This is a genomic window from Franconibacter sp. IITDAS19, from assembly GCF_023079515.1.
Lineage (GTDB): Bacteria > Pseudomonadota > Gammaproteobacteria > Enterobacterales > Enterobacteriaceae > Franconibacter > Franconibacter pulveris.
In genome coordinates this window covers 781,145-805,561 of the sequence record NZ_JALJCP010000001.1, presented here as the reverse complement: position 1 = coordinate 805,561, position 24,417 = coordinate 781,145, and the positions used below count along the sequence as shown (strand labels likewise).

The window sequence follows — 24,417 nt, the reverse complement described above, 5'->3', positions numbered from 1 at the left end:
GAACGTCATGTCGGTGCCAAGCCAACAACAGTTTCGCGATGCCATGGCGCGCCTCGGCGCCGCCGTCAACATCATTACTACCGATGGTCCGGCGGGCATGGCGGGCTTTACCGCCTCCGCCGTTTGCAGCGTAACGGACAGCCCTCCAACGCTGCTGGTCTGCCTGAACCGCGCCGCCTCGGTATGGCCTGTCTTTAGCGAAAACCGCCAGCTTTGCGTTAATACCCTCGCCGCCGGACACGAGTCGCTCTCCAACCTTTTCGGCGGCAAAACGCCGATGGCGGAGCGCTTTACCGCCGCCGAGTGGCGCTATGGCGTCACCGGCTGCCCGCGGCTTGAAGGCGCCGTGGTCTCCTTTGACTGCCGGATAAGCCAGACCGTCAGCGTCGGCACACACGACATTCTGTTTTGCGAAGTGATGGAAATAGCACGTAACGACGACACCCACGGCCTGGTGTGGTTTGACCGGGGTTACCACCAACTGATGCGGCCCGCCTGTTAGCCGCCCTCTTCTGCGCAGGAGTTTCACATGTCACACACCTGGTTTCCTCAATGGCGTAAACATACAGCGGGTGAAGTGGTGGCCCCGGACGAAACGCTCCCACTCGGTCAGACGGTGGTCATGGGCGTTCAGCATGCGGTGGCGATGTTCGGCGCCACGGTGCTGATGCCGCTGCTGATGGGGCTTGACCCGAACCTCGCCATCCTGCTTTCCGGCATCGGCACGCTGCTTTTCTTTCTGGTGACCGGCGGTCGCGTGCCAAGCTACCTTGGTTCGAGCGCTGCGTTTGTCGGCGTGGTGATCGCCGTGACCGGCTTTAGCGGCCAGGGGCTGAACCCCAACCTCAGCGTGGCGCTGGGCGGGGTTATCGCCTGCGGCCTGCTTTATACGCTGATTGGTTTTGTGGTGATGAAATCGGGCACCCGCTGGATTGAACGGCTGATGCCGCCGGTGGTGACCGGCGCCGTGGTGATGGCGATTGGCTTAAATCTCGCCCCCATCGCGGTGAAAAGCGTCTCCGCCAGCAGTTTCGATAGCTGGATGGCGGTGATGACCGTGCTCTGTATTGGTCTGGTGGCGGTTTTTACCCGGGGCATGGTGCAACGTCTGCTGATTTTAATCGGCCTGATTCTGGCCTGGGCCCTTTACGCCGTGCTGACCAACGGTCTCGGACTCGGTAAACCGGTGGATTTTTCACCGGTCGCGCAGGCCGCGTGGTTTGGCCTTCCGCACTTTACCGCCCCCACGTTTAGCGGCCAGGCGGTAATGCTTATCGCGCCCGTTGCCGTGATCCTGGTGGCGGAAAACCTCGGCCACCTGAAAGCGGTAGCGGGAATGACCGGGCGGAATATGGACCCGTACATTGGACGGGCGTTTGTCGGCGACGGGCTGGCGACAATGCTTTCCGGCGCAGTGGGCGGCAGCGGCGTGACCACCTATGCGGAAAATATCGGCGTGATGGCGGTGACAAAAGTTTACTCGACGCTGGTGTTTGTCGCCGCTTCCGTCATCGCCATGCTGCTGGGCTTTTCGCCTAAATTCGGCGCGCTGATTCATACCATTCCCGGTCCGGTGATTGGCGGCGCGTCGATAGTGGTGTTTGGGTTGATTGCCGTCGCGGGCGCGCGCATCTGGGTGCAGCATCGCGTGGATTTAAGCCAGAACGGCAATTTGATTATGGTGGCGGTCACGCTGGTGCTGGGCGCCGGGGATTTTGCGCTGAAGGTAGGCGACTTTACGCTTGGCGGCATTGGAACGGCGACGTTCGGGGCGATTTTACTTAACGCGATTTTAAGCCGGCGCCCGCCGACTGTCCTCGCAGCGGATATCACGCCGCAGGAACCCACCGTGAGCCAGACATTCCCGAAATAAACGATGAATAAAAAAACAGCCGCCGGGCGAACCCGGCGGCGTTGGGGCAGCTATCAACCATTAATCGTCAGATATCGCGGCTAATTGCTTGAATAGTCATTAGCTGTTGCTGCTGCGGCCACCGCCATGACTATTTTTGCCCCCTTTTTTCCCAGCTTCAGATGCGCGCTGCGGGTCATTTTTGAAGTTCCCGCCGCTGTGCTGGCCACCTTTACGACCTGCTTCTGATGCTCTTTCACGATCTTCTGCGAAATTACCTGAACCACCACGATGGTTTGCCATTTCTGACCTCCAGATATGTGAAATCATTAGACATCATACTGCATTCAGTAAAAGAGGATCCTTTCACCTGGCGGCAACAGGTCGAAACCTTTTATCATTGCCGCGTGATCTGAAGCTTAGTGCAGCAGTCGCGTTTGGTCGGGAAACGGTAATATTCTGCAACATCAAATTGACCAAACGGCGGAATTTTTGCCGCTTCCATCTATAAGCCATTCTTATGATTAACAAAACGTAATTATTTTGACATGTTTCTAAATATAACAAAGCAAACAAACGTTATATTTTCTTAAAAATCAATTAATTGGTTTGCTACCTTGGCACTCCGCTCATCAGCGCTTATCTTTACTAGAGCGCAGCGATAACGCTGCTGACGGTTCCCCGTAAAAAAAGCCTTAAAACTTAAGGAGTCAGGTCAATGGTTAAAGTACTGGTGCTTTATTACTCAATGTACGGACACATTGAGACCATGGCGCATGCGGTAGCGGAAGGCGCAGAAAAAGTGGAAGGCGTGGAAGTGACCATCAAGCGCGTGCCGGAGACCATGCCGCCAGACCTGTTCGCGAAAGCGGGTGGGAAAGCGCAGAACGCACCGGTAGCCACGCCGCAGGAGCTGGCGGATTACGACGCCATTATCATCGGCACGCCTACCCGTTTCGGCAATATGTCCGGCCAGATGCGCACCTTCTTTGACCAGACCGGCGGACTTTGGGCTTCTGGCGCGCTCTACGGGAAGGTAGCCAGCGTGTTTAGCTCCACCGGCACCGGCGGCGGCCAGGAACAGACGATTACCTCCACATGGACTACGCTTGCACATCATGGGATGGTAATTGTGCCCATCGGTTACGGGGCCCAGGAACTGTTTGATATTTCCGCGGTGCGCGGCGGCACGCCTTATGGCGCCACGACTATCGCAGGCGGCGACGGTTCGCGTCAGCCAAGCCCGGAAGAGCTGGCCATCGCCCGCTACCAGGGCGAATATGTGGCCGGCGTTACCGTAAAACTGAAAAGCTGATTCAGCACAGGAGGAAACTATGCCAACACAAGAGTCGAAAGCTCACCACGTAGGAGAATGGGCCAGCCTGCGTAATACCTCCCCGGAAATCGCCGAGGCGATCTTTGAGGTAGCGGATTACGATGAAAAAATGGCCGAGAAAATCTGGGAAGAAGGCAGCGATGAAGTGCTGATTCGGGCTTTCAAAAAAACCGACGCCGACGCGCTCTTCTGGGGCGAACAGACTATCGAGCGTAAAAACGTGTAATGCGCCCTTTTGCTGGTATGGCAAAAGGTTAAGCCACACTATGCGCCGGATGCGACACGGCTGGCGCAGAGAAAAACGGGGCCCGACGGCCCCGTTTTCTGTTTTATAAACGCATTCCTTTCTTATTTTTAGCCAAACAGCGGCAATTTATAGGCGCGGAAACAGGTAATGTTGTAACGGTACATTGAGGGATCGTCCTCTCTGCGTCTGGCAAGGCCCGAGCCGATGGTTATCTCAAGTAAAACCTCGCCCTGCGCGGTAAGCTCGCGTAAAGGCAGCTTGCCTTCCGCGCTTCCATCCCAGCTCTGGTAATCGACATCGCTATAGCCCGGATCGCAGGTTAAGGTCAAACCGGTGGCGTCGAACGTCGCCCCGCCGTAACAAACGACCAGGTTGCCATTAGGCATCAGCTGTTTCGCGCCGCATAAGCTGCTGTAGCCTTCCGGACCGGAAAAATATTCGTTGAGCTTCTGAACCGTCATCTTTATTAAATCGATACGGTAATGCCCTACCCGGCTTTGGTTATTCCATGGCGCAATGCTCTGTGCATCATCTCTTGAGAGATAGTTGCCATTATTAAAAATGGAGATATCGATAATGCCAGGCGTGTCGTTAGGGATCTCCAGCACGTTGTGCTGTCCCCAGTTCCAGAATTCCAGATTCGCTTTTTTGATCTCTTCCGGCTGGCTGAAATCGTAAAGCGGCGCCCCTGATGCATCGACGGGCGTCAGCAAGTAAGGCTGATAATCCGCAGACCAGGCCTCATGGGTGGACATAATAAAACGCAGTTGGCCGGTTTCCACTTCGAGGCCAAAGATGGCGCTTTGATTACGTCCTGAGGTGACCAGAATATTGTTGGTCTCATTGATATAGCACTGATTCACATGCAGCCAGTCTACGCTTCCGTCCGCTGAAGGCGGGTTAGAAGGACGGCATGGACGGGTGCGATCGAGGACTTTCGTCATGTCGTAATAGTGTGTTTCAAGACCGGTGCGCAGATCGATTATCGACACGCCATCTTCAATAGTGGTATCGCCATCCGGCCGCGTGCCCGGGGCATATTCAGACGCGCCCACCAGCGAACCGTCAGACCGTTGCCATAATGAATGATGCAGCGCATTATCAAGCACATACATGGTATGCACGCGGCCCATCATATCGAACTCATACATTTGCAAATAGTTATCCTGCGCGATAGCGGAAGATAAAAAATTACCGTTAGCGATGCGCAGCAAATTATTTGACGGCATATCCTTGGTCGTAAACCAGCGAACATTCGCCTGGTGATCGAGTGCGATATTATTACGATCAAAACACGAAATAAAATACAGCCCCTGCGCAAGCGTGGCGGGATCGCTCGCCGGGACTTTCAGCGTAACCTGAGGAAAGAGGTTATGCCCGGCGGGATCCTGCGCATCTGTCGGCGGCAACGGTTCGGTAAGCACTCGCCATGTGGTGGGGCCAGCCGAAGAAACCAGCGTGATGAGATTAACGTTATCCGCCAGCAGACCGGCGACAGGAATGAGGTTCGCTCCCACCGCCACCTGCTGCGTAAAAGTCAGCACGGGCGCGCGCTCGTTTTGGTCAGTCACGGAAATATATAGCGTTTCTGCCTTTTCTGACCATAAGCCAATATAAAGGCTTAATGGCGCGGTGCCGTAGGGGTTCAGGGTGAGGATGGCATTACTCTGAGTATGGGTCGCGTTAATGTCAGTGAATAGCGAAGAATAAATTTCGTTATGCTTCATCACAATACTGTTAGTGGTATCAATGCCCTGATTAATGGGCGGGCGAGGAAGCGGCAAAGCGGTGCTGTGTAGCGTCATAATACGATCCTTAATAAAGAATATATACGGCATAGTTGTCTTTTCATAGAAACCAGACCAGCTGGCCCCGGTGTTAGCTTTTTATTTTCAACATGAGTGAATCAATATTTTTCCCTCTCCTCTCAACGCTTATTAAAAATTGCTTTTAAAAGCACCTGCAAAAATATTACGTCACCCAATAAGTCAAACTGTTAATCCCCCCGCAAAATGCACCGTCGAAGATGGCAAAATAAACGTCATTCGCGGCTATAAAATGCCCGCACGGTGAAAATTTAACGCTGATTTATATTTACTGTTCTTAATAACTCAATGAGATAGAAGTGGAATATCCACACTTTTTGTCACTCTGTCGCTTATACGTCGGCGCCCCTTTTAGCGTGTGATTATTATCACAAACGGAGCCAGAACCGCTCTATATTATCAACGCGGCCAGAACCACTATAATAAGGAAATTATCTATGAGTTTGACAAACGCGCAGTACAAGCGCGCCGGCGTTCTTTCGCTTATTACCTCTGCAGTGACTTTACTGTTCAGCGCGCAAACGCAGGCGCTGGATCTGGAGCTTAAAAATGCTTATGGCTCGGCGAATGCGGGATATGCGAACTGGAACAGCGGCTTTGAAAATACACACCGGGGCGAAGTCTGGAAATTAACCGCCGATTTCGGCGCTATCTTTAATAAAGGCGAATTTTATTCCTTTTACGAAAATAACGTCCTTAATCATAATATCGCCGGACAGAACTATGTTTTATCGGCGCAAACGCATATTCGTCTGTTCAATTCTGACTATAGCCTGATGGGGAAAGTTTACGGCCAGTTTGATAATACCTGGGGAGACGATCTCGACATGATGTACGGGCTGGGTTATCTGGGCTGGAGCGGCAAATGGGGGTTCTTTAAACCTTATATCGCTTTCCATAACCAGTCTTCAGATTATAAATCACAGCGGCTCGGCGGCCGCAGCGCCAGCGGCCGCAATGGCTACGTGGCAGGCTGGACCACCGCTTATTTTTTCAAACTCTGGGATCAATCTTTTGTTTTGTCTGACTGGCATGAATTTGAGTTCGATCGCAATGACGCCTATGCCGAACAGCAGCACGGCGCGAACGGCATTAACGGCGGCCTGACTCTGGCCTGGAAATTTTATCCGCACCTTAAGGCCAGCGTGACCTGGCGCTATTTCAAAAACAAATTGGGCTACGACGGTTTTGGCGATCAGATGATCTACATGCTGGGTTACGAGTTTTGATTTTTCCACAATAAGGACATCAACATGCAAAAGCGAATGCTGGCAAGCCTGGTCAGCCTGTTACTGGCGAGCAGCGCGATGGCGCAAACCTCTCCGGCCACGTTATCTGACAAACCGGCTAAACAACCTAACGTTATTATCATCATGGCGGACGACCTCGGTTATGGCGACCTGGGCGCTTATGGTCACCCCATCGTGAAAACGCCTAATATTGACAGGCTGGCGCAGGAAGGGATGCGCTTTACGGAATATTATGCTCCGGCGCCGCTCTGCTCCCCCTCGCGCGCGGGCTTATTAACAGGACGCACGCCGTTTCGTACCGGCATACGCTCCTGGATCCCCTCGGGCGGTAAAAACGTGGCGCTGGGCCGTAATGAAAAAACCATCGCCAGTTATTTAAAAGAGCAGGGTTACGACACGGCGATGATGGGCAAGCTCCATCTCAATGCGGGCGCCAACCGCACCGATCAGCCGCAGGCCAAAGATATGGGCTTTGATTATTCGCTGGTGAACGCCGCCGGTTTCGTCACAAGCGATCTGGATAAAGTAAAAGAGCGTCCGCGTTATGGCGTGGTTTATCCCAACGGTTTTTACCGTAATGGCAAACCCATCGGCACGGTAAACCAGATTAGCGGCGAGCTGGTCAGCAGCGAGGCCATCCACTGGCTCGACAGCCGCAAAGAGAAGAAACCGTTTTTCTTATACGTCGCTTTTACCGAGGTGCATACCCCCCTCGCCTCGCCGCAAAAGTACCTTGATATGTATAAAGACTACATGTCGGATTATGAACGGCAGCATCAGGATCTGTTCTATGCCGACTGGGCGGATAAACCCTGGCGCGGCGCAGGCGAATATTACGCCAATATCAGTTACCTCGACGAACAGGTCGGCAAAGTGCTGGATAAAGTGAAAGCCATGGGCGAAGAGGACAACACCATTATTCTCTTTACCAGTGACAATGGCCCGGTCACCCGCGAAGCGCGTAAGTGGTATGAGCTGAATATGGCGGGCGAAACTAACGGACTGCGCGGTCGGAAAGATAATCTCTGGGAAGGCGGCATCCGGGTTCCGGCCATTATCAAATATGGCACTCATATCAAAGCGGGTGCGGTCTCCGATACGCCGGTAACCGGGCTGGATATTCTGCCGACGCTTGCGGATATGCTGCACTTCTCGCTGCCCACCGATCGCGCTATCGACGGGGAGTCCATCAAGCCGGTGCTGGAGGAGAAGCCGCTCACCCGTCACAAGCCGCTTATCTGGACCATCGACATGCCCTATCAGGATGACCCGACCGATATGTGGGCGATACGTGAAGGCGACTGGAAGATGATCTTCGACCGTAACGCTAAGCCCAAATATCTTTATAACCTGAAAGCCGATGCCGGTGAGGTAAACAACCAGCTTGGCAAACAGCCGGCGCTTGAGAAACAGCTGGTGGCTGACTTCACGCGCTATAAAAATGACATCGATAACGATTCGTTAATGCGCGCCCGTGGCGAAAAACCGGAACCCGTAGACTGGAACTGATACCCCATCTGTTCACGTAGCGCCTGCTCTGCGGCTTTATGGCTGTGGAAAAGGCGCTGATTATTTCTTGCGATGGATGAATATCGTGATAAAGAAAAGCTGTCATGTTATGGCCAAACCGACGGGCGCGGCCTGTAATCTTGGATGCGACTACTGCTTTTATCTGGAAAAGGCGCAGCTTTACCCTGGCCGTCAACAAAAGCGGATGGACGACGCTACGCTTGAAATATTTATCGAACAGCATATTAAAGCGCAGCAGACGGAAGAAGTCGTCTTTGCCTGGCAAGGCGGCGAACCGACGCTTGCCGGCATCGACTTCTATCAACGCGCCGTGGCCTTACAGGAAAAATACGCCTGCGGAAAGCGAATCATTAATACCCTGCAGACTAACGGCATGTTGATAAATGAAGCGTGGTGCCGTTTTTTACAAAAACATCAATTTCTTATCGGTATTTCAATTGATGGCGATGCTGAACTGCACGACGCCTGGCGAAAAACCCGCGCAGGAAAACCGACGCATGAGCAGGTGGAAAACGCTATTCGCCTGCTGGCGAAACATGACATCGAATTTAATACTTTGACTGTCGTAAACAATATCAATGTGCATCATCCGCTGCGCGTTTATGACTACCTCAAACAGGTAGGCAGCCGCGATATGCAATTCATCCCCTTACTGGAGCGTCACTACCCCGCCGGGGAAGATAAGGGTCTGGTTCCGCCCGATTACCAGGGCGAAGCGGTTATCGCGCCCTGGTCGGTTCCCGGCGCTGAATTCGGCGTTTTTTTAAAAACGATCTTTTACAGCTGGATCCGTCGGGATATCGGCGAGATAAGCATTCAGCTTTTTGATCAGGCCTTCGCCGCCTGGTGCGGTCTGCCTGCGCAGATTTGCGTCTTTGCCGAGCGTTGCGGCAGCGCGCTGGCGATGGAAATGAACGGCGACGTTTATCAATGCGACCATTATGTCTGGCCGCGCTACAAGCTTGGCAATATCCACACCGCTTCCATAGCGGAAATGCGCGACAGTAGCGCGAATCAGGACTTTGCCCGCGCGAAAAGCCTGACTATGGCCAGCGGCTGCCGTGATTGCCCTTTCACGTTTGCCTGCTATGGCGGTTGCCCGAAACATCGCATCCTGCGCTCTGCTGCGGGCGAACAGAATATCAACTATTTCTGCGCCGGTTATAAAGCCTTTTTCCACTACATCACGCCCTATATGCTGATGCTGAAATCCCTGTGGGAAAACGGACGCTCGCCGGCTGAATTGAAAACGCTGATTACCTGAGTGAGTAAACGATGACCGCCGCCGCCGATATCTTTCGCTATACCGACGTTAACTCCTGCAAAACTTTTGGCTGTCGGAATTTTGGCGTACTGAACAGCCCCTCTTATGCGCAGCGCGGAGAGAATATTCTTTGTCAGGCCTGCGGATTTCATTTTCCTGTTATCAGCGCAGCGGCTTTTAATGCTTTTAAAGCCCAGACTAACCGGGGCTATCACGGCGTGGTATGGGCTTGTCCATACTGCGGTAAACGCGACGGATTAGCCCGCAACGGCTATGCGGGAAACGGTCAACAGCGCGTGCGCTGCGCAGGCTGCCGCAAAACCTTTGTCTTTTATGAACGCCTTCGCGTTGCGCCTCACCTTTCGCAACTCGCCGATATGATTCGCGCCGGTCAGCCGCTGCATGAACGCCCCGGGTTTAGCCCTAAAGCCACAGGACGGGATTTACAGCAGCTGGCTTTTACTGCCCGGGTCAGCCCCTTCCTGGCGCGCCCTTTTACGCTGGAGGCGACGTTTGCCACCGCGACCTTCAGCATTAATTTTAACGGCTCGCCAAATCGTCTTTACGTCATCGTGACCGTGGAGAAAAAAAGCGACAGAGTGATAGCCCTCACGACCAATTATGCGTTGCGCTCCGCCCCCATCCCTTTCGAGTACCGCTACAGCGCCAATGAGGAAGAGTTGCTGGTTTCGCAAGAGCCGGTTGCGAGGATCTTCGCAAAAGATCGTCTAATGGGCCGGCGCGCCCTTTTTTTCGATGCCCGCTATGGCGCTGCGCGGTTAAAAAGTAACGATGCGGGGGCTATCGTAAAACCCGTGCTGGCCGCTTATCGCCACTTTGAAATAGTAAAATCGTTAACGCAAAACGCCGTTTTGTATGTTCAGCATTATATAGAGCATGAGTGTTTTCTTTATGGCGGCTGCCTGATGGCGAACCGGGATGACGTCACCAGCGGACATTGCCACATCGCTTTCGTGCATGAAAAGGGAACAAGAGCGCCGCAACGGCCTTTTCGCTCCGACATCGTCACCTCCAGCATTATCTGGAACGATGTCTGGCGCTGCTTTTCCCAGCCCGATTATCAAATGGCGGTGTGTAGCCTGACAGGGCCGCAACGCATTAGCGAATTACGCGAAGCCACGCTGCAACCCGCGCATCGCTTTATCGATTTTATTCACCGCCACCCCTTTTATCCGCAGCTGCTTCGCCTGTCGCCAGCGAACGTCGGCGCGGTACTGGAGTTTCTGGCGACGGATTACAACTGCGGCGTGGTAAAGCCTGAGGTGCGGCGCTGAGACAATTCTTAAAGATGATTTGCGCACTAAGGGAAAAACTACACTTCTTACGTGTACTTACTACTCCCGGTACGCATGACATAAGTGGATTCCCTGATAATGTTAACCTGCCTGCGGGCAGGTTTTTTTTCGCCCAGGGTTCTATAAGCCCTTTCCCGGTTTTATAATAAAACCATCATTTTTCCCCAGGGTCTGTTTATGAAACGTAAAAGCTTAGAGGACAGCCGGTGTCCGGTAGCGCGTTCGCTTGACATCATTGGCGACTGGTGGTCGCTGTTAATTGTTCGCGACGCCCTGCGCGGCCTGACCCGCTTTGGCGAATTTCAGAAAAGCCTCGGTATCGCGAAAAATATGCTGACGGTGCGCCTGCGCCAGCTTGTCGAGGAAGGCATACTTGAGATGCGCCCCGCTTCAGACGGCTCCGCCTGGCAAGAGTATGTGCTTACCGAAAGAGGCCGGGCGCTGCAAACCGTGCTGGTGGCGCTTTCGCAATGGGGCAATGAGTTTCTGTTTGAGGGGTGCGAAAAAGGCAGCGTACTGGTAGACAGCACTCACCAGCGCCCGCTGCGCCCCCTGCAACTGCTGGCCGAAGATGGCCGGGAGCTTACCCCCGACGAGGTGCAGCCGCTGCTTCCTGACGCCACGACCATCGCCTGAATTTTCAGGCGATACCTTTCCCCTGTCTCTCTTCAGGCAAAACACAAAAATATCGCCCAATTTGGTTGCATTATTAAACCTCTTAAGCCAGGATGCATTTAGTTTTATAATGAAACCTATTTCAGGAGAGTATCATGACAGCATCCCGTTCCACCGCACTGATTACCGGCGCCTCTTCGGGCATTGGCGCCGTTTATGCCGACCGCCTTGCCGCCCGGGGTTATGATTTACTGCTGGTCGCACGTCGGGAAGAACGCCTGCACGAGCTGGCCGCGCGGCTACAGCAAACTTATGGCGTAGAGGTTAAAACGCTTCGCGCAGACCTGACGCAGGAAAGCGATATTCAAACGGTGGAAGCGACGCTGCGCGACACCCCGGCGATTTCTTTGCTGGTGAACAACGCCGGAACCGCGCAGATGGGCTCTTTTCTCGCCAGCAGCGCGCAGACGCACCAGGACATTATTACGCTGAATATTACTGCTCTGACCCGGCTGACGCTGGCGGCGCTGACGCGCTTTAACGCGCAGGATCGCGGCGCCATTATTAATATCGCCTCGGTGCTGGCGCTCCATGCTCGCGACACCAGCGCGCTTTACAGCGGCACCAAAGGTTATGTGCTTAATTTCACCCGTGGCTTGCAGGCTGAATTTGCAGGTACCGGCGTGCGCCTGCAGGCGGTGTTGCCTGCGGCTACGGCCACGGAAATCTGGGAGGTTTCCGGCGTTTCGGTAGACCACCTGCCCGCGGGTTCGGTGATGAAAACAGAAGATCTGGTGGATGCGGCGCTGGCGGGGTTCGACGCTGGCGAAGCGATTACCATTCCGCCGCTGCATGACGAAGCGTTGTGGCAGCGTTACGAAGAAGCGCGCCTGGCGGTTTTTTCCGCCGTTGGTACCAGCATACCCGCGCCACGCTATGTACGTTAATCAGGATCGCCACCGGGATCACCGGTGGCGTAATTTTGGCGGTTAATCTTCTGCGGCGTGAACTGGCGTTTCCAGCTCATTCACCCAGATAACCAGCAAACGCCATGAAACCGCCAGCACCGCCGGGCCAATAAACAGACCAACGATGCCGAAAGTGAGCAACCCGCCAATAACGCCGCCGAGAATCAGCATCATCCGCACATCGGCGCCGCGACGAATCAACAGTGGACGCAAGATATTATCCATACTGCCTACCGCAAGGCTCCAGACCAGCAGTAGCGTCGCCCAGCCTGCTTCACCCTGCCAGTAGAGCCAGGCTGTTGCCGGCAGCATGATTATTATCGGGCCTAACTGCGCAAGGCAAAGAATAAAAATCACGACGGTGAATAGCAGCGCGCCAGGAATGCCGCACAGCGCCAGCCCGACGCCGCCAAGCACTGACTGGCAAACCGCCGTTACGACAATGCCGGAAGCCACCGCCCGAATGGTCTGCCCAGCCAGCGTCACCGCGATATCGCCGCGCTGGCCTGCGAGGCGGCGGGCAAAACGGCTCATCGCCCCCGCCGCCTTCTCTCCATTCATATAAAGCAAGGCGCTGAGCGCCAGCATGATAATGCCGTTAATAATAAGTTGCCCGAGATGGCCCAGTTGCGTAAGCAATACAAGCGCCGCATGGCGCAGCCATGGCTGGAGCTGGGTAATAAGCGTATGTCCGCGATCGGCCACCACCGCCTGCCAGCGCGAGTAAAGCCTCGCGCCGATAAACGGCACGCTGTGCAGAAAATCGCCGCTTATTAACAAGGGAAGCTTATCTGAGTCGAGCCACTGACTGAGCCGGGCGCTGATGTCCATCAGGCGCTCGCCATAAACAGCAGCGGTATAACAAACAGCGCAACCAGCAGTAGCGACATCACCAGCACGGCAAGCGAACGACGCCGCCCGAGCCATGCCTGAATGCGAAGCATCACAGGCCAGGTAGCGATAACCACCAGCCCCGCCCAGACCAGACTGATTAAAAAAGGGTGCAGCAGCCAGAGGCTGGCCGCCAGCATGCAAAGCACCGCAAGGCAGCCGAAAATAATGCGTGGGAGGTCGTACTTAGGTAATACCAGCGACATGTTAGTTCAATCCTTAATAAAAACGCGGCGCTGTAGGCCGTGAATTACCCTGCCAGACTGACAAGATTTAATAGCAGCGGATTAAATCACTTTACTAATGGCAGAGGCTAAACATAACGGGCGAACCTGCCCTCAGCGAAGGGATTTATCGGAATAGGTTAATTATTTATTCGCTACACTTATGTTTATTTATTATTTATATAAATAATAAATCGTTCTCTTTTTTTATTACAAAAACAGAGTTTGTACACAGAGAAATAAGCGCTAGTATTCGCAGCGCCTGAAGGCGATGAAGAGCGCTTAAGGTAAACCCACTGGCAAAATAGATATTTTCAGGGACGTCCATGAGTAATTTTATTCTATTCCCACAAATTCACGCCGCGCTGGAATGGCTTAAAGGCCACAGCAATGTACTTTTCCAGTTTGGCTGGAACATTATCGCTGCTTTTATTTTACTTTTTATCGGGAAAATGCTTTCCCGATTACTGGCCAGCGGGCTGGAAAAGCTATTAGTCCGCCGCCGGGTTGATATTACCGTCGTCCATTTTTTTACTGCGCTGGTTCGCTACATTACCCTCGCATTCGCGGTGGTGGCAGCGCTGGGCCGCCTGGGCATTGAAACCTCATCGATTATCGCCGTGATTGGCGCAGCCGGCCTGGCGGTGGGGCTGGCGCTTCAGGGGTCGCTTTCCAACTTTGCCGCCGGAGTGCTGCTGGTTTCGCTACGTCCCTTCCGCGCCGGCGAACATGTGCAGATTGGATCGGTAGCAGGAGCGGTTGAAAAAGTGCATATTTTCTCCACCACGTTGCTGACTGCCGACAGTAAAGAAGTGGTCATCCCCAACGGCAAGATCATCGCTGACAGCATTGTTAACTATTCCCGGCATCCCTTCCGTCGTATCGATTTAGTCATTGGCGTGGGCTATCAGAATCGTATCGCCGATGTGAAGTCCGTTATTACGGCAGTGATTAAAGCCGATACGCGCGTGGATAAAAACCGGGATATCACTGTGCGACTGGGTGAATTAGGCGCCTCCTCGCTAAACTTTTTTGTCCGCGTCTGGGTGCGGAACGGCGATTACTGGAGCACCTATTACGATTTGCTGGAAAACATTAAAGAAGCGCTGGACGAAAATAATATTGATATTCCGTACCCGCAGATGGATATCCGTATGGTTAACAGCGTGACAGAATCACAAACGTTAAGTGTGGTGAAACAGCAGGCCAGCTTATAAATCAAAATGATTTTCTGTTATGAATGCCGGTAACGCTCTCGCATAAGCTTACCGGCATTTTTACAGAGAGCTAAAAACATCGGGCTTTTGTTTATAAGGCCCGTTTTTAAGACGGCCGATTTGTCGCGCGCAGCGCCAGCGCCACGGGAAACGACAGTACAGCGGGGAGGCAATGGATACAGAGTCTCCATAACGAGAAAGGGGATGCCTTTCGGCATCCCCTTAAATTTGATGGCGGAAGCGCAGAGATTCGAACTCTGGAACCCTTTCGGGTCGCCGGTTTTCAAGACCGGTGCCTTCAACCGCTCGGCCACACTTCCGCAATGACGCGAACTATAAACATCCCCATGCGGCCTGTAAAGCCCGAATGCGTTCGTTTGCCGCAAAAACAGACAAAAAAACCTTATTCGCCTGAAATAACAACAAAGTGAACAACTTTACAGCAAAAAAATCAGGCCCCGTGACGAGGCCTGCAGCCTTAATGCTTCAGGATGTACATGTCTTTGGTATAGAAATACCCAAGGTTGTTCGAGTAAAACCCACCGACCCAGGGTTTGACCAGATGCGTGCGCACATAGTGGTAGAGCGGAATGGCGGGCGCTTCCTCAGCCAGAATGGTTTCCGCCTGCTGATAGTATTTGCCGCGCTCTGCCGCATCGGCCGCTTTCGCCGCATTCGCCAGCGCGTTGTCATAATCCGCGTTGCTAAAGCGGGAGGTATTCTGACTATCGCCGGTGCGGAAGTTATTCAGAAAGGTGGAGGCATCATCGTAATCCGCGTTCCAGGAGTAGCGCACCACCTCAAAATTACCGGTGTGCTTGGTATCGAGCATGGTTTTCCACTCCTGGTTTTGCAGCTTCACCTTCACGCCCAGGTTTTTCTGCCACATAGAGCTTGCGGCGATGGCGATGCGCTGGTGCGATTCCATCGTGTTATAGAGCAGGTTGAACTGTAACGGGTGCTGAGCGTTGAAGCCCGCCGCCTCCAGCAGCTTTTTCGCCTCGGCAATGCGTTTCTCTCGCGGCCAACTGGCGTAGTCCGGCGGTGCGATTTTGGCGCCGCCGATCTCCGGCTGGCTCAGCACCCAGGCGGGACGCTGTCCCTGGGCCAGCACCTTATCGGCGATAATGTCTTTATCCAGTGCCATATTGAGCGCGCGGCGTACGCGGGCGTCGTTAAACGGCGGGCGCGAAGTGTTGAATTCGTAATAGTAGGTAGCGAGCAGCGGCGAGACGTGCACCTCTTCCGGCAGCGTTTTCTTTAGCTGGGCGAACTGGTTAATGGGAATGGTGTTGGTGATATCAATTTCACCCGCTTTATAGCGGTTAACGTCGGCGGTTTCCGAAGAGATGGGCAACCAGGTGACTTTATTGATGACGGTGTGGGCATCATCCCAATAGCGCTTGTTACGCTCCCCTACCACTTTTTCATTGACGACCCAGTCAACCACTTTATAAGCGCCGCTGCCGACAAAATGCTCCGGCCGCGCCCATTTATCGCCGAAGCGCTGTACCGCAGTTTTATCAATCGGCACCAGCGAGGGGTGAGCAAGCATGGAAAGAAACGCCGCGGTGGGCTGGGTCAGCGTCACCTGTACGGTGTTATCATCCAGCGCCTTTACGCCAAGCGACGACGGAGGCTTTTTGCCATTAGCGATATCCGCCGCGTTTTCAATATTCATGTTCGCCGGATAGCTGGCATAAGGAGAGACCGTTTTCGGGTCGACGAGTCGTTGCCAGCTCCAGACGATATCCTCCGCCGTCATCGGCTCACCGTCAGACCAGGTAATGCCTTTTCGCAGATGGAACGTCCAGACGGTGTTGTTCTGGTTGTCCCACTTTTCCGCTAGCCGCGGTTCTATAGAACCGTCGCGCTTTACCGCCACCAGCCCTTCAAATACATCGCTGATGATATTGAACTCCACATCGCTTTCCACTTTATGCGGATCCAGCGAGGCGGGTTCACTGCCATTATTACGCACCAGCTCCTGCTTTTGCGCCAGCGCAGCGCCCTGCGGCACGGTGGCGGCATAAGCGCCGGAACAGGCAGCGGCGATCCCCGCCGCAAGTAAAGCCATCAATCGTGAGTGTTGATTCATTATGTTTTACGCACCTTTTGTTTGAATAAGGGGTTGTTAACACTCTTAGTTGCGCATAGCAGCGAAAGCAATAATTTTCAGTCACCTATAAGAGGGAGATCTGATTATTTATTGGTAGTTGACTTCCGTCAGGCGTAAGCGTTTTTGCGGCTGTAAAACGCTTGTTTTTATTCGGATAAAACTGAGTAAAGATGGGTAAAACCGCTTTTGCCGCCGGGCCTTCTGGCTCTATGCTCAACCACTGATTCCCTGCAATGTGAGAATGACTCATGGATCGCATAATTACCTCTGCTCGCGACAGACAGTCGCTGCTCAGTACTCATAAAGTGCTGCGCAATACTTATTTCCTTTTAAGCCTGACGCTGGCGTTCTCCGCCATTACCGCCACCGCCAGTACGGTGCTGATGCTGCCCTCGCCAGGGCTTATCCTGACGCTGGTCGGGATGTATGGTTTGATGTTCCTGACTTACCGCCTGGCGAATAAACCCACCGGCATTCTGGCCGCGTTCGCCTTCACCGGCTTCCTCGGTTATATCCTCGGTCCTGTGCTGAATACCTATCTTTCAGCAGGTATGGGGGATGTGATTGCCCTGGCGCTGGGCGGCACCGCGCTGGTGTTCTTCGCCTGCTCGGCTTACGTATTGACCACGCGCAAGGATATGTCCTTCCTCGGCGGCATGCTGATGGCGGGCGTGGTGGTGGTGCTTATCGGCATGCTGGCGAATATTTTCCTGCAGCTGCCGGCGCTGCATCTGGCTATCAGCGCGGTGTTTATTCTGATCTCATCTGGCGCCATCTTGTTTGAGACCAGCAATATCATTCATGGCGGCGAAACCAACTATATCCGCGCAACGGTCAGCCTGTACGTTTCGCTGTATAACATTTTCGTCAGCCTGCTCAGCATTCTGGGCTTCGCCAGCCGCGATTAAGCGTCACTGACTCTCTAACCTGGCCCCGCACTTCGCGGGGCTTTGTTTTTGGCGGGCGGAAAATTTGCTACACTGCACGCCGTTTGACGAACGGGTCCGGAATGTATGTTGACGTTTGAAGGCAAAGAAATAGAGACCGATAGCGAAGGCTATCTGAAAGAGACCACTCACTGGAGCGAAGGGCTGGCGGAAGTCATCGCCGAAAAAGAGGGCATCGCCCTGTCGCCAGAGCACTGGGAAGTGGTGCGCTTCGTGCGCGAATTTTATCTGGAGTTTAATACTTCACCAGCTATCCGCATGCTGGTAAAGGCGATGGCCAATAAGTTTGGCGAAGAGAAAGGCAACAGCCGCTACCTTTACCGTCTGTTCCCGAAAGGCCCGGCTAAGCAGGCGACCAAAATCGCCGGCCTGCCTAAACCCGTGAAGTGTATTTAATAGCGAATGCCGAAGTTGGTCCATTCGCGGCCGGGCTGATGCGGCTCGGTCAACACTTTTTCCACCCGGGCGCTGCGCGGCCCGCCCGCCTTCAGCCAGGCGATGAGTTGTTCCACTTTTTCCGCTTCGCCGCAGGCGACCACCTCAACGGTGCCGTCGTCCAGATTACGGGCATAACCGGTCAACCCCAGCCGCTGCGCCTCATGCTGCGTGCTGTAGCGAAAGCCAACGCCCTGAACGAGGCCGTGAACCCAGGCAATAGTGCATACTGTCGACATATCCTCTCTCCTTAAACTGGCGGGCTTAATTGCATTTCCCGGCCAGAGTCAGGAGAATGTCGCCCATTTTCTTTACAGAGCAGCATAGCAAATTATGAGTGTACGTTTAGTGTTAGCCAAAGGGCGCGAGAAATCTCTGCTGCGCCGCCACCCCTGGGTCTTTTCCGGCGCCGTCGCGCGTCTTGAAGGCAAAGCCTCTGCCGGTGAAACGGTCGATATCGTCGACCATCAGGGTAAATGGCTGGCGCGCGGCGCCTTGTCCCCGGCTTCGCAGATCCGCGCCCGAGTCTGGACGTTCGATCGCGACGAAACTATCGATATCGCCTTCTTTACCCGTCGCCTTCAGCAGGCGCAGCAGTGGCGCGACTGGCTGGCGGAGCGCGATGGTCTCGACAGCTATCGCCTGATTGCCGGCGAATCGGACGGCATGCCAGGCGTCACTATTGACCGTTTTGGCAACTTCCTGGTGCTGCAGTTGCTTTCCGCCGGCGCCGAATATCAACGCCCGGCGCTGGTTTCCGCGCTGCAGGCGCTCTATCCTCAGTGTTCAATTTACGATCGCTCCGATGTGGCGGTACGTAAAAAAGAGGGGCTGGAATTAGCGCAAGGCCCGGTCAGCGGCGACCTGCCGCCCGCGCTGTTGCCGATTGAGGAGCATGGCATGAAGTTGCTGGTGGACATCCAGCGCGGACACAAGACGGGGTATTATCTTGACCAGCGCGACAGCCGCTTTGCGACCCGCCGCTACGTGGCCGATAAGCGCGTGCTGAACTGTTTCTCTTATACCGGCGGCTTTGCGGTGTCCGCGCTAATGGGCGGCTGCAGCCAGGTAATAAGCGTAGATACTTCGCAAGAGGCGCTGGATGTCGCCCGGCAAAACGTTGAACTGAATGGCCTTGACCTCGGCAAAGCGGAGTTCCAGCGTGACGATGTTTTCAAACTGCTGCGCAAATATCGCGACCAGGGCGAGAAATTCGACGTTATTGTTATGGACCCGCCTAAGTTTGTGGAAAACAAGAGCCAGCTGATGGGCGCCTGCCGCGGCTATAAAGATATTAATATGCTGGCTATTCAACTGCTTAACCCGGGTGGCGTGCTGCTGACTTTCTCTTGCTCAGGCCTGATGACCACCGATTTATTTCAGAAAATCATCGCCGATGCCGCAACAGATGCTGGTCGTGATGTACAATTTATAGAGCAGTTCCGTCAGGCCGCTGACCATCCCGTGTTGGCGAGCTACCCGGAAGGGCTTTATCTGAAAGGGTTTGCCTGTCGCGTCATGTAACTTGAAAGAGAAAAAGTTGCCCGCATATCTGTGCGGAGTAACGTTTTCCGGGAGGGGACTATGATAGCCAGCAAATTCGGTATCGGTCAGCAGGTCCGTCATTCTCTGCTGGGTTATCTCGGGGTAGTGGTGGATATTGATCCTGAATACTCTCTTGATGAACCCACAGCGGATGAACTGGCCGTTAACGCCGACCTTCGCGCCGCCCCCTGGTACCATGTGGTAATGGAAGATGATGACGGCCAGCCCGTTCATACTTATCTTGCCGAAGCCCAGTTAAGCAGCGAAACTCAGGCTGAACATCCCGAGCAGCCTTCGCTGGATGAACTGGCGCGAACCATACGCCAGCAGCTTCAGGCGCCGCGATTGCGCAACTAAGTAAAAACCCGGCAAAGCCGGGTTTTTTGTTATTTCGCCAGCCCCAGACGGGGAATTTCAATCGCCGGGCAGCGGTCCATCACGACATTAAGCCCGGCGTCGCGCGCCAGCACCGCCGCCTGTTCGTTAATCACGCCAAGCTGGAGCCAGAGGGTTTTCGCCCCTATCGCTATCGCCTCTTGCGCAACCCCCCATGCTGCTTCCGAATTACGGAATACGTCCACCATATCGACCTTTTCCGGGATCTCCGCCAGCGTGCCGTAGCCTTGCTGGCCCAGCAGCGTTTTGCCCGCCACTTTCGGCGAAACCGGGATGACGTGATAACCCTGGTCAAGCAGGTAGGCCATGACGCGATAGCTTGGACGGTCGGGTTTGTCGCTCGCCCCCACCAGCGCGATGGTCTGGGTGTTTTTCAAAATACCTGCAATATCAGCCTCTTTCATATTCCCCTCCCCCTCGGATAATAGAGCAAGTGTATGCCAAAGACGCCCTTCTCTCCATCATTCCCATACGGATGCATGAGGGCTTTTTCTCTTCAGGCTGTATAGGTTATGAAGCGTTATTTCTGTAAAAATTTGACACATCTTAAGGCAACAAAGGCACGGGTATGAACAGGAGTTAACCATGAGATTTGGCCTGATCGCGGCATTCCTTTTTACGGTGTGGATACCGGCTTCAGGCTATGCCACCACGCTTCACCTTTCAGGCGATGTGGATCTGCTGGTACTGGACGGCAAGAAAGTCTCAGGCTCGCTTTTGCGAGGCGCCGACAGCCTTGAACTGGATAACGGGCCGCACCAGCTGGTGTTTCGCCTGGAAAAAACGGTGCATACCTCTTCTCATGAACAGCGGCTGTGGATTTCTCCCGCTCTGATTGTCAGTTTCGATACGCGCGACGTAAGCCAGGTTAACTTTAGCCTGCCGCGAATTGAAACCGAACGGGAGAGCCAGCGTTTTGATACCGCGCCGCAGCTGCAACTTCTGGACGGCTCGGCTAATGATATTCCCATTAAGCTTGATGTGCTGCCGGTTACCGATTCCGCTAACGGGCTCAATTATGAACGCGATGTCCGCCGTTATAACCGTTCCGGTAAAGCCGCCGCCATGCCGCGCTTCGTCAGTATGGTTGCGGACGACAGTACGCTGCTTTCAGGCATCTCTGAGCTTGACGCGCCGGTTTCGCATTCGCAAACGCTGACCGAGCAGCGCCTGAAATACTGGTATCAGCAGGCGGATGCGACCACCCGCTCCCGCTTTATGGAGTGGGCGAAACAGCAACCCTCCTCCTGATTTCCGTCACATAGCGGCGGCTTTTTGCTGCGCTTCGCTTGCAGCCCTGGCCACTTTCAGTAAGCTGTAGCCATTCTTACTTTCTGGAAACTGCTATGGAATTAACCACACGCACTATTGCCGCCGAGAAGCACATCGCGCTGGTGGCGCACGATCACTGCAAATCGACGCTGATGAAGTGGGTTGAGCAACACAAAGCGATCCTCGAACATCACACGCTCTATGCGACAGGCACTACCGGCAACCTTATCCAGCGCGCTACCGGGCTTAATGTGAACGCCATGTTGAGCGGCCCGATGGGCGGCGACCAGCAGGTCGGGGCCATGATTTCCGAAGGGAAAATCGACGTACTGATTTTCTTCTGGGACCCGCTTAACGCCGTACCGCACGACCCGGACGTCAAAGCGCTGCTGCGGCTGGCCACCGTCTGGAATATCCCGGTCGCCACTAACGTCTCTACGGCCGATTTTATTATTCAGTCGCCCGACTTTCGCAATAGCGTGGCGATCCAGATTCCGGATTACGCGCGCTACCTCGCCGAGCGCCTGAAATAAATTACGGTTTTCGCGCCATCGGTACGCCGAGCTGATGCAATTCGTCGACGAAACAAGATGGCGCCTCTTTATCATAAAGCAGCCAGACGCGATGACGCGCCCGGGTTAACGCAACATAAAGCAGGCGCCGCTCCTCGGCATCAGGGAAATCTTCCGGCTGCGGCAACAACGCCTGTTCCATGACTGATTCGCGCGCAGGCGCCGGGAACCCCTCTCGCCCTTCCTGCAAACCAACGATAATCACGTAATCCGCCTGTTGGCCTTTGCTGGCGTGAATCGTCATAAACTCAAGCGGCAGCTTAGGCCAGCGCGTCGCCGCTTTATCCAGTTCCGCCGGGCGCAGATGGTGATAGCGCGCCAGCACCAGCACCCGCTCGTGCGGTTTCACAAAACCGCTCAGCTTATCCAGCAGCGCTTCGAGCATATTTTGCGCCAGCAGCGTTACCGCTTTTTTATCTCCCGGGGTCAAACTGTTCAGCGGTTTCGCCAGTTGATGTGGGTTTTGCTGCACAAAACGATTGGCGATTTCGCCAATACGCTGGTTGAAGCGATAGGTGGTGTCGAGAGCGCAATTGTCCCCTTCGCCAAAATGATGAGCGAAAGATGTCGTCAGCAGCAACTCCGCTCCGCTGAAGCGGTAAATAGCCTGCCAGTCATCGCCTACGGCGAAAAGCGAGGTGCCGGAATTTTGACGACGCAACGCCGCCAGCAGCGCCGCGCGCTGGGGAGAGATATCCTGAAACTCATCCACCAGGATGTGCTTCCATGGACTAATAAAGCGGCCTTTCTCCAGCACGTTGATAGCCTGATGAATCAGCCCTGAGAAGTCGACTGCGCCCTCGGCTTTCAGCGCGGCTTTCCACGCCTTTAGCAGTGGCGCCATCAGTTTTACGCGCTTCTGAAAGCCATCGCGCACCGCTTCGTCGGCATCTGCGATCATTTCCGCCTGCGAGCCGCCATGCATACGCATTAACCCCAGCCAACGGTCAAGCCTGCCCGCGAGCCGCCTTGCGAGACGATCGTCCTGCCAGAAATCGCCCTCCGGCAGTTCCCACTCCAGCTCCTCTTCAAGCCATAGCCGCCAGCCTTTCGCCTGCGCTTTTTTCTGCTGGCACTGCTCACGCCAGGCGTCAATCAACAGCGCATGACGCGCTTCAGCGTCATTCTCAAGCTCGCTGACCTTTGGCGCTTTTTTACTCCCCTGCTGAATAATGTGCAGCGCCAGCGCGTGGAAGGTACGGGCGCTAATCTCTTCGGTATGCAACCGCTCCCGGATGCGCTCATCCATCTCCTGCGCCGCTTTACGCCCGAACGCCAGCAGCAAAATCTGCTCAGGCAGCGCTTCGCCGCGCGCTATCAGCCAGCCTGCCCGGGCCACCAGCACCGAAGTTTTACCGCTGCCAGCGCCTGCCAGCACAAGCAGCGACGTTTCGCCATTCACTACCGCGCGCGCCTGTGAAGGGTTAAGCGGCGCGCTTTCGACGCTTGCGAAGAAATCAGCGTATTTTTCAAGCATCTTTTCCGTATAAGACTGGTTATGCGCCAGCCGCGCGGCGTCTATATTTGTTAACCAGGCCTGGCACTGACGCCAGAGATCGCGGCAGTTATCGAACTCTTCCAGACGCGACAGCGGCAATGGCAAAGCGCTAAAAGCGTCGCGAATGCGTTGTTGCACGCCTTCCAGTTCCTTGCGCCGCAGCCATTTTTCTTCACCCGTCTGCGCCGCGATGCGCGTAAGCTCTGCCTGAAGCACGCCCGCCGCCACTTCGCTCATCTCGTCGCTCCACTGTTGCCAGAGCGCTTGTAAATGATGATAAAAGCGCTGCGTATCGCTCCACTCGGTGCCATGCAATCGCACCACTTTATTGTCCGGCAATACGAACTCCAGCTCGCCCCATACCAGACCGCGCTTGCAGTTAATGGCTAATAGCTGGTTAAAAGGCAGCAAGTATTCATGCCGATCGCCGGAAACTTTGACCCCTGCGGAGAGAATTTCCACCCGATCGTAAGGGTGCTGAGCGAGACGTTTTCCCAGAGAAGTTGCTTTCAGTTCCATGAGGCTGCCAGAGAGACTTTTAGAGTGCATGCAGTTTACCCTCCGCGGATATGACGCTCCAGACCCAAAACGCGTTACAATTGCTGTGGTTATTGATTTTCTTTCGGCACGCACACAGAGGTCCTATGCGTACTGTTCTTAATATTCTTAATTTTGTATTGGGTGGTTTTCTCACAACGCTCTCCTGGCTGCTGGCGACGGTGGTAAGCATGGTGCTGGTTATTACGCTGCCGCTTACTCGCTCCTGTTGGGAAATAACCAAGCTGTCGCTGGTGCCTTACGGTAATGAAGCGATTCATGTGGATGAACTGCGTCCGGAAGGTAAAAGCGCTGTGCTGAATGCAGGTGGTACGCTGCTGAACGTTGTCTGGCTGGTGCTGTTTGGCTGGTGGCTCTGCCTGCTGCATATCACAACCGGCATCGCCCAGTGCCTTACGGTGATTGGCATTCCGGTGGGCATTGCGAATTTCAAAATTGCCGCTATTGCGCTCTGGCCGGTCGGGCGTCGCGTGGTTTCCGTAGAAACGGCTCAGGCGGCCCGTGAAACTAACGCTTATCGCCATTTTCAGTCGAAGTAA

At 54.4% G+C, this 24,417-nt stretch carries 24 protein-coding genes, 1 tRNA gene and 1 pseudogene; 18 read left to right on the top strand and 8 right to left on the bottom strand.

Going from position 1 to position 24,417, the window contains the following annotated elements:
* Window positions 1–7: 7 nt before the first annotated feature.
* Both rutF and rutG read left to right on the top strand, forming a co-directional pair.
* Entirely contained in the window at window positions 8–502 is a 495-nt protein-coding gene (rutF, locus tag MT962_RS03925) for an NADH-dependent FMN reductase RutF (RefSeq protein ID WP_024561844.1), read from the top strand.
* A gap of 27 nt (window positions 503–529) precedes the next feature.
* Entirely contained in the window at window positions 530–1,873 is a 1,344-nt protein-coding gene (gene rutG, locus MT962_RS03920; RefSeq protein WP_247364640.1) for a pyrimidine utilization transport protein G, read from the top strand.
* A 99-nt stretch (window positions 1,874–1,972) separates the two neighbouring features.
* Here the strand turns inward: rutG and MT962_RS03915 are convergent, their stop codons facing one another.
* Window positions 1,973–2,155, bottom strand: a complete 183-nt coding sequence (locus MT962_RS03915) for a general stress protein (RefSeq protein WP_049294239.1) — start codon at window positions 2,153–2,155, stop codon at window positions 1,973–1,975.
* 415 nt (window positions 2,156–2,570) lie between these two features.
* On the opposite strand from MT962_RS03915, the gene wrbA reads away from it, so the two are divergent.
* Window positions 2,571–3,167 (top strand): NAD(P)H:quinone oxidoreductase, encoded by a 597-nt coding sequence (gene wrbA / locus MT962_RS03910; RefSeq protein ID WP_024556935.1) that lies wholly within the window; start codon window positions 2,571–2,573, stop codon window positions 3,165–3,167.
* 19 nt (window positions 3,168–3,186) lie between these two features.
* Window positions 3,187–3,414: a YccJ family protein gene (locus MT962_RS03905; RefSeq protein ID WP_024556936.1), complete on the top strand. Its 228-nt coding sequence runs from the start codon at window positions 3,187–3,189 to the stop codon at window positions 3,412–3,414.
* A gap of 128 nt (window positions 3,415–3,542) precedes the next feature.
* On the opposite strand, the gene MT962_RS03900 is transcribed toward MT962_RS03905, so the two are convergent.
* On the bottom strand, window positions 3,543–5,240 hold the full coding sequence (locus tag MT962_RS03900; protein WP_247364639.1) for an aryl-sulfate sulfotransferase: 1,698 nt from the start codon (window positions 5,238–5,240) through the stop codon (window positions 3,543–3,545).
* A 458-nt stretch (window positions 5,241–5,698) separates the two neighbouring features.
* Here MT962_RS03900 and MT962_RS03895 point away from each other — a divergent pair, with 458 nt between their 5' ends.
* From MT962_RS03895 to MT962_RS03870, 6 genes are all read left to right on the top strand, one after another.
* Entirely contained in the window at window positions 5,699–6,490 is a 792-nt protein-coding gene (locus MT962_RS03895) for an outer membrane protein OmpK (RefSeq protein WP_024556938.1), read from the top strand.
* Window positions 6,491–6,514: 24 nt separating this feature from the next.
* Window positions 6,515–8,020 carry a sulfatase-like hydrolase/transferase gene (locus MT962_RS03890; protein ID WP_024556939.1) on the top strand — a complete coding sequence of 502 codons (1,506 nt, stop codon included), beginning with the start codon at window positions 6,515–6,517 and terminating at the stop codon, window positions 8,018–8,020.
* Window positions 8,021–8,129: 109 nt separating this feature from the next.
* Window positions 8,130–9,305, top strand: a complete 1,176-nt coding sequence (locus MT962_RS03885; protein WP_247364638.1) for an anaerobic sulfatase maturase — start codon at window positions 8,130–8,132, stop codon at window positions 9,303–9,305.
* 11 nt (window positions 9,306–9,316) lie between these two features.
* Window positions 9,317–10,600, top strand: coding sequence for a cytoplasmic protein (locus MT962_RS03880; protein ID WP_247364636.1), 1,284 nt, complete (start codon window positions 9,317–9,319; stop codon window positions 10,598–10,600).
* Between the two features lie 198 nt (window positions 10,601–10,798).
* Window positions 10,799–11,257, top strand: coding sequence for a helix-turn-helix domain-containing protein (locus MT962_RS03875; protein WP_024560843.1), 459 nt, complete (start codon window positions 10,799–10,801; stop codon window positions 11,255–11,257).
* Window positions 11,258–11,391: 134 nt separating this feature from the next.
* On the top strand, window positions 11,392–12,183 hold the full coding sequence (locus MT962_RS03870) for an SDR family oxidoreductase (protein WP_247364633.1): 792 nt from the start codon (window positions 11,392–11,394) through the stop codon (window positions 12,181–12,183).
* A gap of 42 nt (window positions 12,184–12,225) precedes the next feature.
* Here the strand turns inward: MT962_RS03870 and ydiK are convergent.
* A pseudogene (ydiK, locus tag MT962_RS03865) lies at window positions 12,226–13,301 on the bottom strand (AI-2E family transporter YdiK).
* 344 nt (window positions 13,302–13,645) lie between these two features.
* Between ydiK and mscS the strand changes: the two are divergent.
* Complete coding sequence (gene mscS, locus MT962_RS03860; protein ID WP_247364630.1) at window positions 13,646–14,536, top strand: small-conductance mechanosensitive channel MscS; 891 nt, start codon at window positions 13,646–13,648, stop codon at window positions 14,534–14,536.
* A gap of 232 nt (window positions 14,537–14,768) precedes the next feature.
* Here mscS and MT962_RS03855 read toward each other — a convergent pair.
* Window positions 14,769–14,856: transfer RNA gene (locus MT962_RS03855), tRNA-Ser, on the bottom strand.
* 158 nt (window positions 14,857–15,014) lie between these two features.
* A complete protein-coding gene (locus tag MT962_RS03850) occupies window positions 15,015–16,634 on the bottom strand; it encodes an ABC transporter substrate-binding protein (RefSeq protein WP_024560847.1) in 1,620 nt (539 codons plus the stop codon).
* A gap of 269 nt (window positions 16,635–16,903) precedes the next feature.
* Here MT962_RS03850 and yccA point away from each other — a divergent pair, with 269 nt between their 5' ends.
* A complete protein-coding gene (gene yccA, locus MT962_RS03845; protein WP_024556948.1) occupies window positions 16,904–17,563 on the top strand; it encodes an FtsH protease modulator YccA in 660 nt (219 codons plus the stop codon).
* Window positions 17,564–17,668: 105 nt separating this feature from the next.
* A complete protein-coding gene (tusE, locus tag MT962_RS03840) occupies window positions 17,669–17,998 on the top strand; it encodes a sulfurtransferase TusE (RefSeq protein WP_024556949.1) in 330 nt (109 codons plus the stop codon).
* Here tusE and yccX read toward each other — a convergent pair.
* Window positions 17,995–18,276, bottom strand: coding sequence for an acylphosphatase (gene yccX / locus MT962_RS03835; RefSeq protein ID WP_024556950.1), 282 nt, complete (start codon window positions 18,274–18,276; stop codon window positions 17,995–17,997). The genes tusE and yccX overlap by 4 nt on opposite strands.
* Before the next feature lie 94 nt (window positions 18,277–18,370).
* Here yccX and rlmI point away from each other — a divergent pair, with 94 nt between their 5' ends.
* Window positions 18,371–19,561 (top strand): 23S rRNA (cytosine(1962)-C(5))-methyltransferase RlmI, encoded by a 1,191-nt coding sequence (gene rlmI, locus MT962_RS03830; RefSeq protein WP_247364629.1) that lies wholly within the window; start codon window positions 18,371–18,373, stop codon window positions 19,559–19,561.
* Between the two features lie 60 nt (window positions 19,562–19,621).
* On the top strand, window positions 19,622–19,939 hold the full coding sequence (gene hspQ, locus MT962_RS03825; protein ID WP_024556952.1) for a heat shock protein HspQ: 318 nt from the start codon (window positions 19,622–19,624) through the stop codon (window positions 19,937–19,939).
* A 29-nt stretch (window positions 19,940–19,968) separates the two neighbouring features.
* On the opposite strand, the gene MT962_RS03820 is transcribed toward hspQ, so the two are convergent.
* The gene (locus MT962_RS03820; RefSeq protein WP_024556953.1) at window positions 19,969–20,382 is read right to left on the bottom strand and encodes a CoA-binding protein; all 414 of its coding nucleotides are present in this window, start codon (window positions 20,380–20,382) and stop codon (window positions 19,969–19,971) included.
* Between the two features lie 181 nt (window positions 20,383–20,563).
* On the opposite strand from MT962_RS03820, the gene MT962_RS03815 reads away from it, so the two are divergent.
* Both MT962_RS03815 and mgsA read left to right on the top strand, forming a co-directional pair.
* A complete protein-coding gene (locus tag MT962_RS03815; protein WP_024556954.1) occupies window positions 20,564–21,229 on the top strand; it encodes a DUF2057 family protein in 666 nt (221 codons plus the stop codon).
* 95 nt (window positions 21,230–21,324) lie between these two features.
* Window positions 21,325–21,783: a methylglyoxal synthase gene (gene mgsA, locus MT962_RS03810; protein ID WP_024556955.1), complete on the top strand. Its 459-nt coding sequence runs from the start codon at window positions 21,325–21,327 to the stop codon at window positions 21,781–21,783.
* A 1-nt stretch (window position 21,784) separates the two neighbouring features.
* Here the strand turns inward: mgsA and helD are convergent, their stop codons facing one another.
* Window positions 21,785–23,839 carry a DNA helicase IV gene (gene helD / locus MT962_RS03805; protein WP_247364628.1) on the bottom strand — a complete coding sequence of 685 codons (2,055 nt, stop codon included), beginning with the start codon at window positions 23,837–23,839 and terminating at the stop codon, window positions 21,785–21,787.
* 125 nt (window positions 23,840–23,964) lie between these two features.
* On the opposite strand from helD, the gene MT962_RS03800 reads away from it, so the two are divergent.
* Window positions 23,965–24,417 (top strand): YccF domain-containing protein, encoded by a 453-nt coding sequence (locus MT962_RS03800; protein ID WP_024556957.1) that lies wholly within the window; start codon window positions 23,965–23,967, stop codon window positions 24,415–24,417.

Excerpts from the sequence above, each read along its gene's own strand:
- tusE (WP_024556949.1), top strand. The coding sequence starts at position 17,669 with ATGTTGACGTTTGAAGGCAAAGAAATAGAGACCGATAGCGAAGGCTAT.
- MT962_RS03875 (WP_024560843.1), top strand. The coding sequence starts at position 10,799 with ATGAAACGTAAAAGCTTAGAGGACAGCCGGTGTCCGGTAGCGCGTTCG.
- MT962_RS03885 (WP_247364638.1), top strand. The coding sequence starts at position 8,130 with ATGGCCAAACCGACGGGCGCGGCCTGTAATCTTGGATGCGACTACTGC.
- hspQ (WP_024556952.1), top strand. The coding sequence starts at position 19,622 with ATGATAGCCAGCAAATTCGGTATCGGTCAGCAGGTCCGTCATTCTCTG.
- yccX (WP_024556950.1), bottom strand. The coding sequence starts at position 18,276 with ATGTCGACAGTATGCACTATTGCCTGGGTTCACGGCCTCGTTCAGGGC.
- MT962_RS03915 (WP_049294239.1), bottom strand. The coding sequence starts at position 2,155 with ATGGCAAACCATCGTGGTGGTTCAGGTAATTTCGCAGAAGATCGTGAA.
- mgsA (WP_024556955.1), top strand. The coding sequence starts at position 21,325 with ATGGAATTAACCACACGCACTATTGCCGCCGAGAAGCACATCGCGCTG.
- MT962_RS03820 (WP_024556953.1), bottom strand. The coding sequence starts at position 20,382 with ATGAAAGAGGCTGATATTGCAGGTATTTTGAAAAACACCCAGACCATC.
- MT962_RS03895 (WP_024556938.1), top strand. The coding sequence starts at position 5,699 with ATGAGTTTGACAAACGCGCAGTACAAGCGCGCCGGCGTTCTTTCGCTT.
- rlmI (WP_247364629.1), top strand. The coding sequence starts at position 18,371 with ATGAGTGTACGTTTAGTGTTAGCCAAAGGGCGCGAGAAATCTCTGCTG.
- MT962_RS03870 (WP_247364633.1), top strand. The coding sequence starts at position 11,392 with ATGACAGCATCCCGTTCCACCGCACTGATTACCGGCGCCTCTTCGGGC.
- MT962_RS03890 (WP_024556939.1), top strand. The coding sequence starts at position 6,515 with ATGCAAAAGCGAATGCTGGCAAGCCTGGTCAGCCTGTTACTGGCGAGC.
- wrbA (WP_024556935.1), top strand. The coding sequence starts at position 2,571 with ATGGTTAAAGTACTGGTGCTTTATTACTCAATGTACGGACACATTGAG.
- MT962_RS03815 (WP_024556954.1), top strand. The coding sequence starts at position 20,564 with ATGAGATTTGGCCTGATCGCGGCATTCCTTTTTACGGTGTGGATACCG.
- MT962_RS03800 (WP_024556957.1), top strand. The coding sequence starts at position 23,965 with ATGCGTACTGTTCTTAATATTCTTAATTTTGTATTGGGTGGTTTTCTC.
- rutG (WP_247364640.1), top strand. The coding sequence starts at position 530 with ATGTCACACACCTGGTTTCCTCAATGGCGTAAACATACAGCGGGTGAA.
- MT962_RS03880 (WP_247364636.1), top strand. The coding sequence starts at position 9,317 with ATGACCGCCGCCGCCGATATCTTTCGCTATACCGACGTTAACTCCTGC.
- MT962_RS03905 (WP_024556936.1), top strand. The coding sequence starts at position 3,187 with ATGCCAACACAAGAGTCGAAAGCTCACCACGTAGGAGAATGGGCCAGC.
- helD (WP_247364628.1), bottom strand. The coding sequence starts at position 23,839 with ATGGAACTGAAAGCAACTTCTCTGGGAAAACGTCTCGCTCAGCACCCT.
- yccA (WP_024556948.1), top strand. The coding sequence starts at position 16,904 with ATGGATCGCATAATTACCTCTGCTCGCGACAGACAGTCGCTGCTCAGT.
- MT962_RS03900 (WP_247364639.1), bottom strand. The coding sequence starts at position 5,240 with ATGACGCTACACAGCACCGCTTTGCCGCTTCCTCGCCCGCCCATTAAT.
- mscS (WP_247364630.1), top strand. The coding sequence starts at position 13,646 with ATGAGTAATTTTATTCTATTCCCACAAATTCACGCCGCGCTGGAATGG.
- MT962_RS03850 (WP_024560847.1), bottom strand. The coding sequence starts at position 16,634 with ATGAATCAACACTCACGATTGATGGCTTTACTTGCGGCGGGGATCGCC.
- rutF (WP_024561844.1), top strand. The coding sequence starts at position 8 with ATGTCGGTGCCAAGCCAACAACAGTTTCGCGATGCCATGGCGCGCCTC.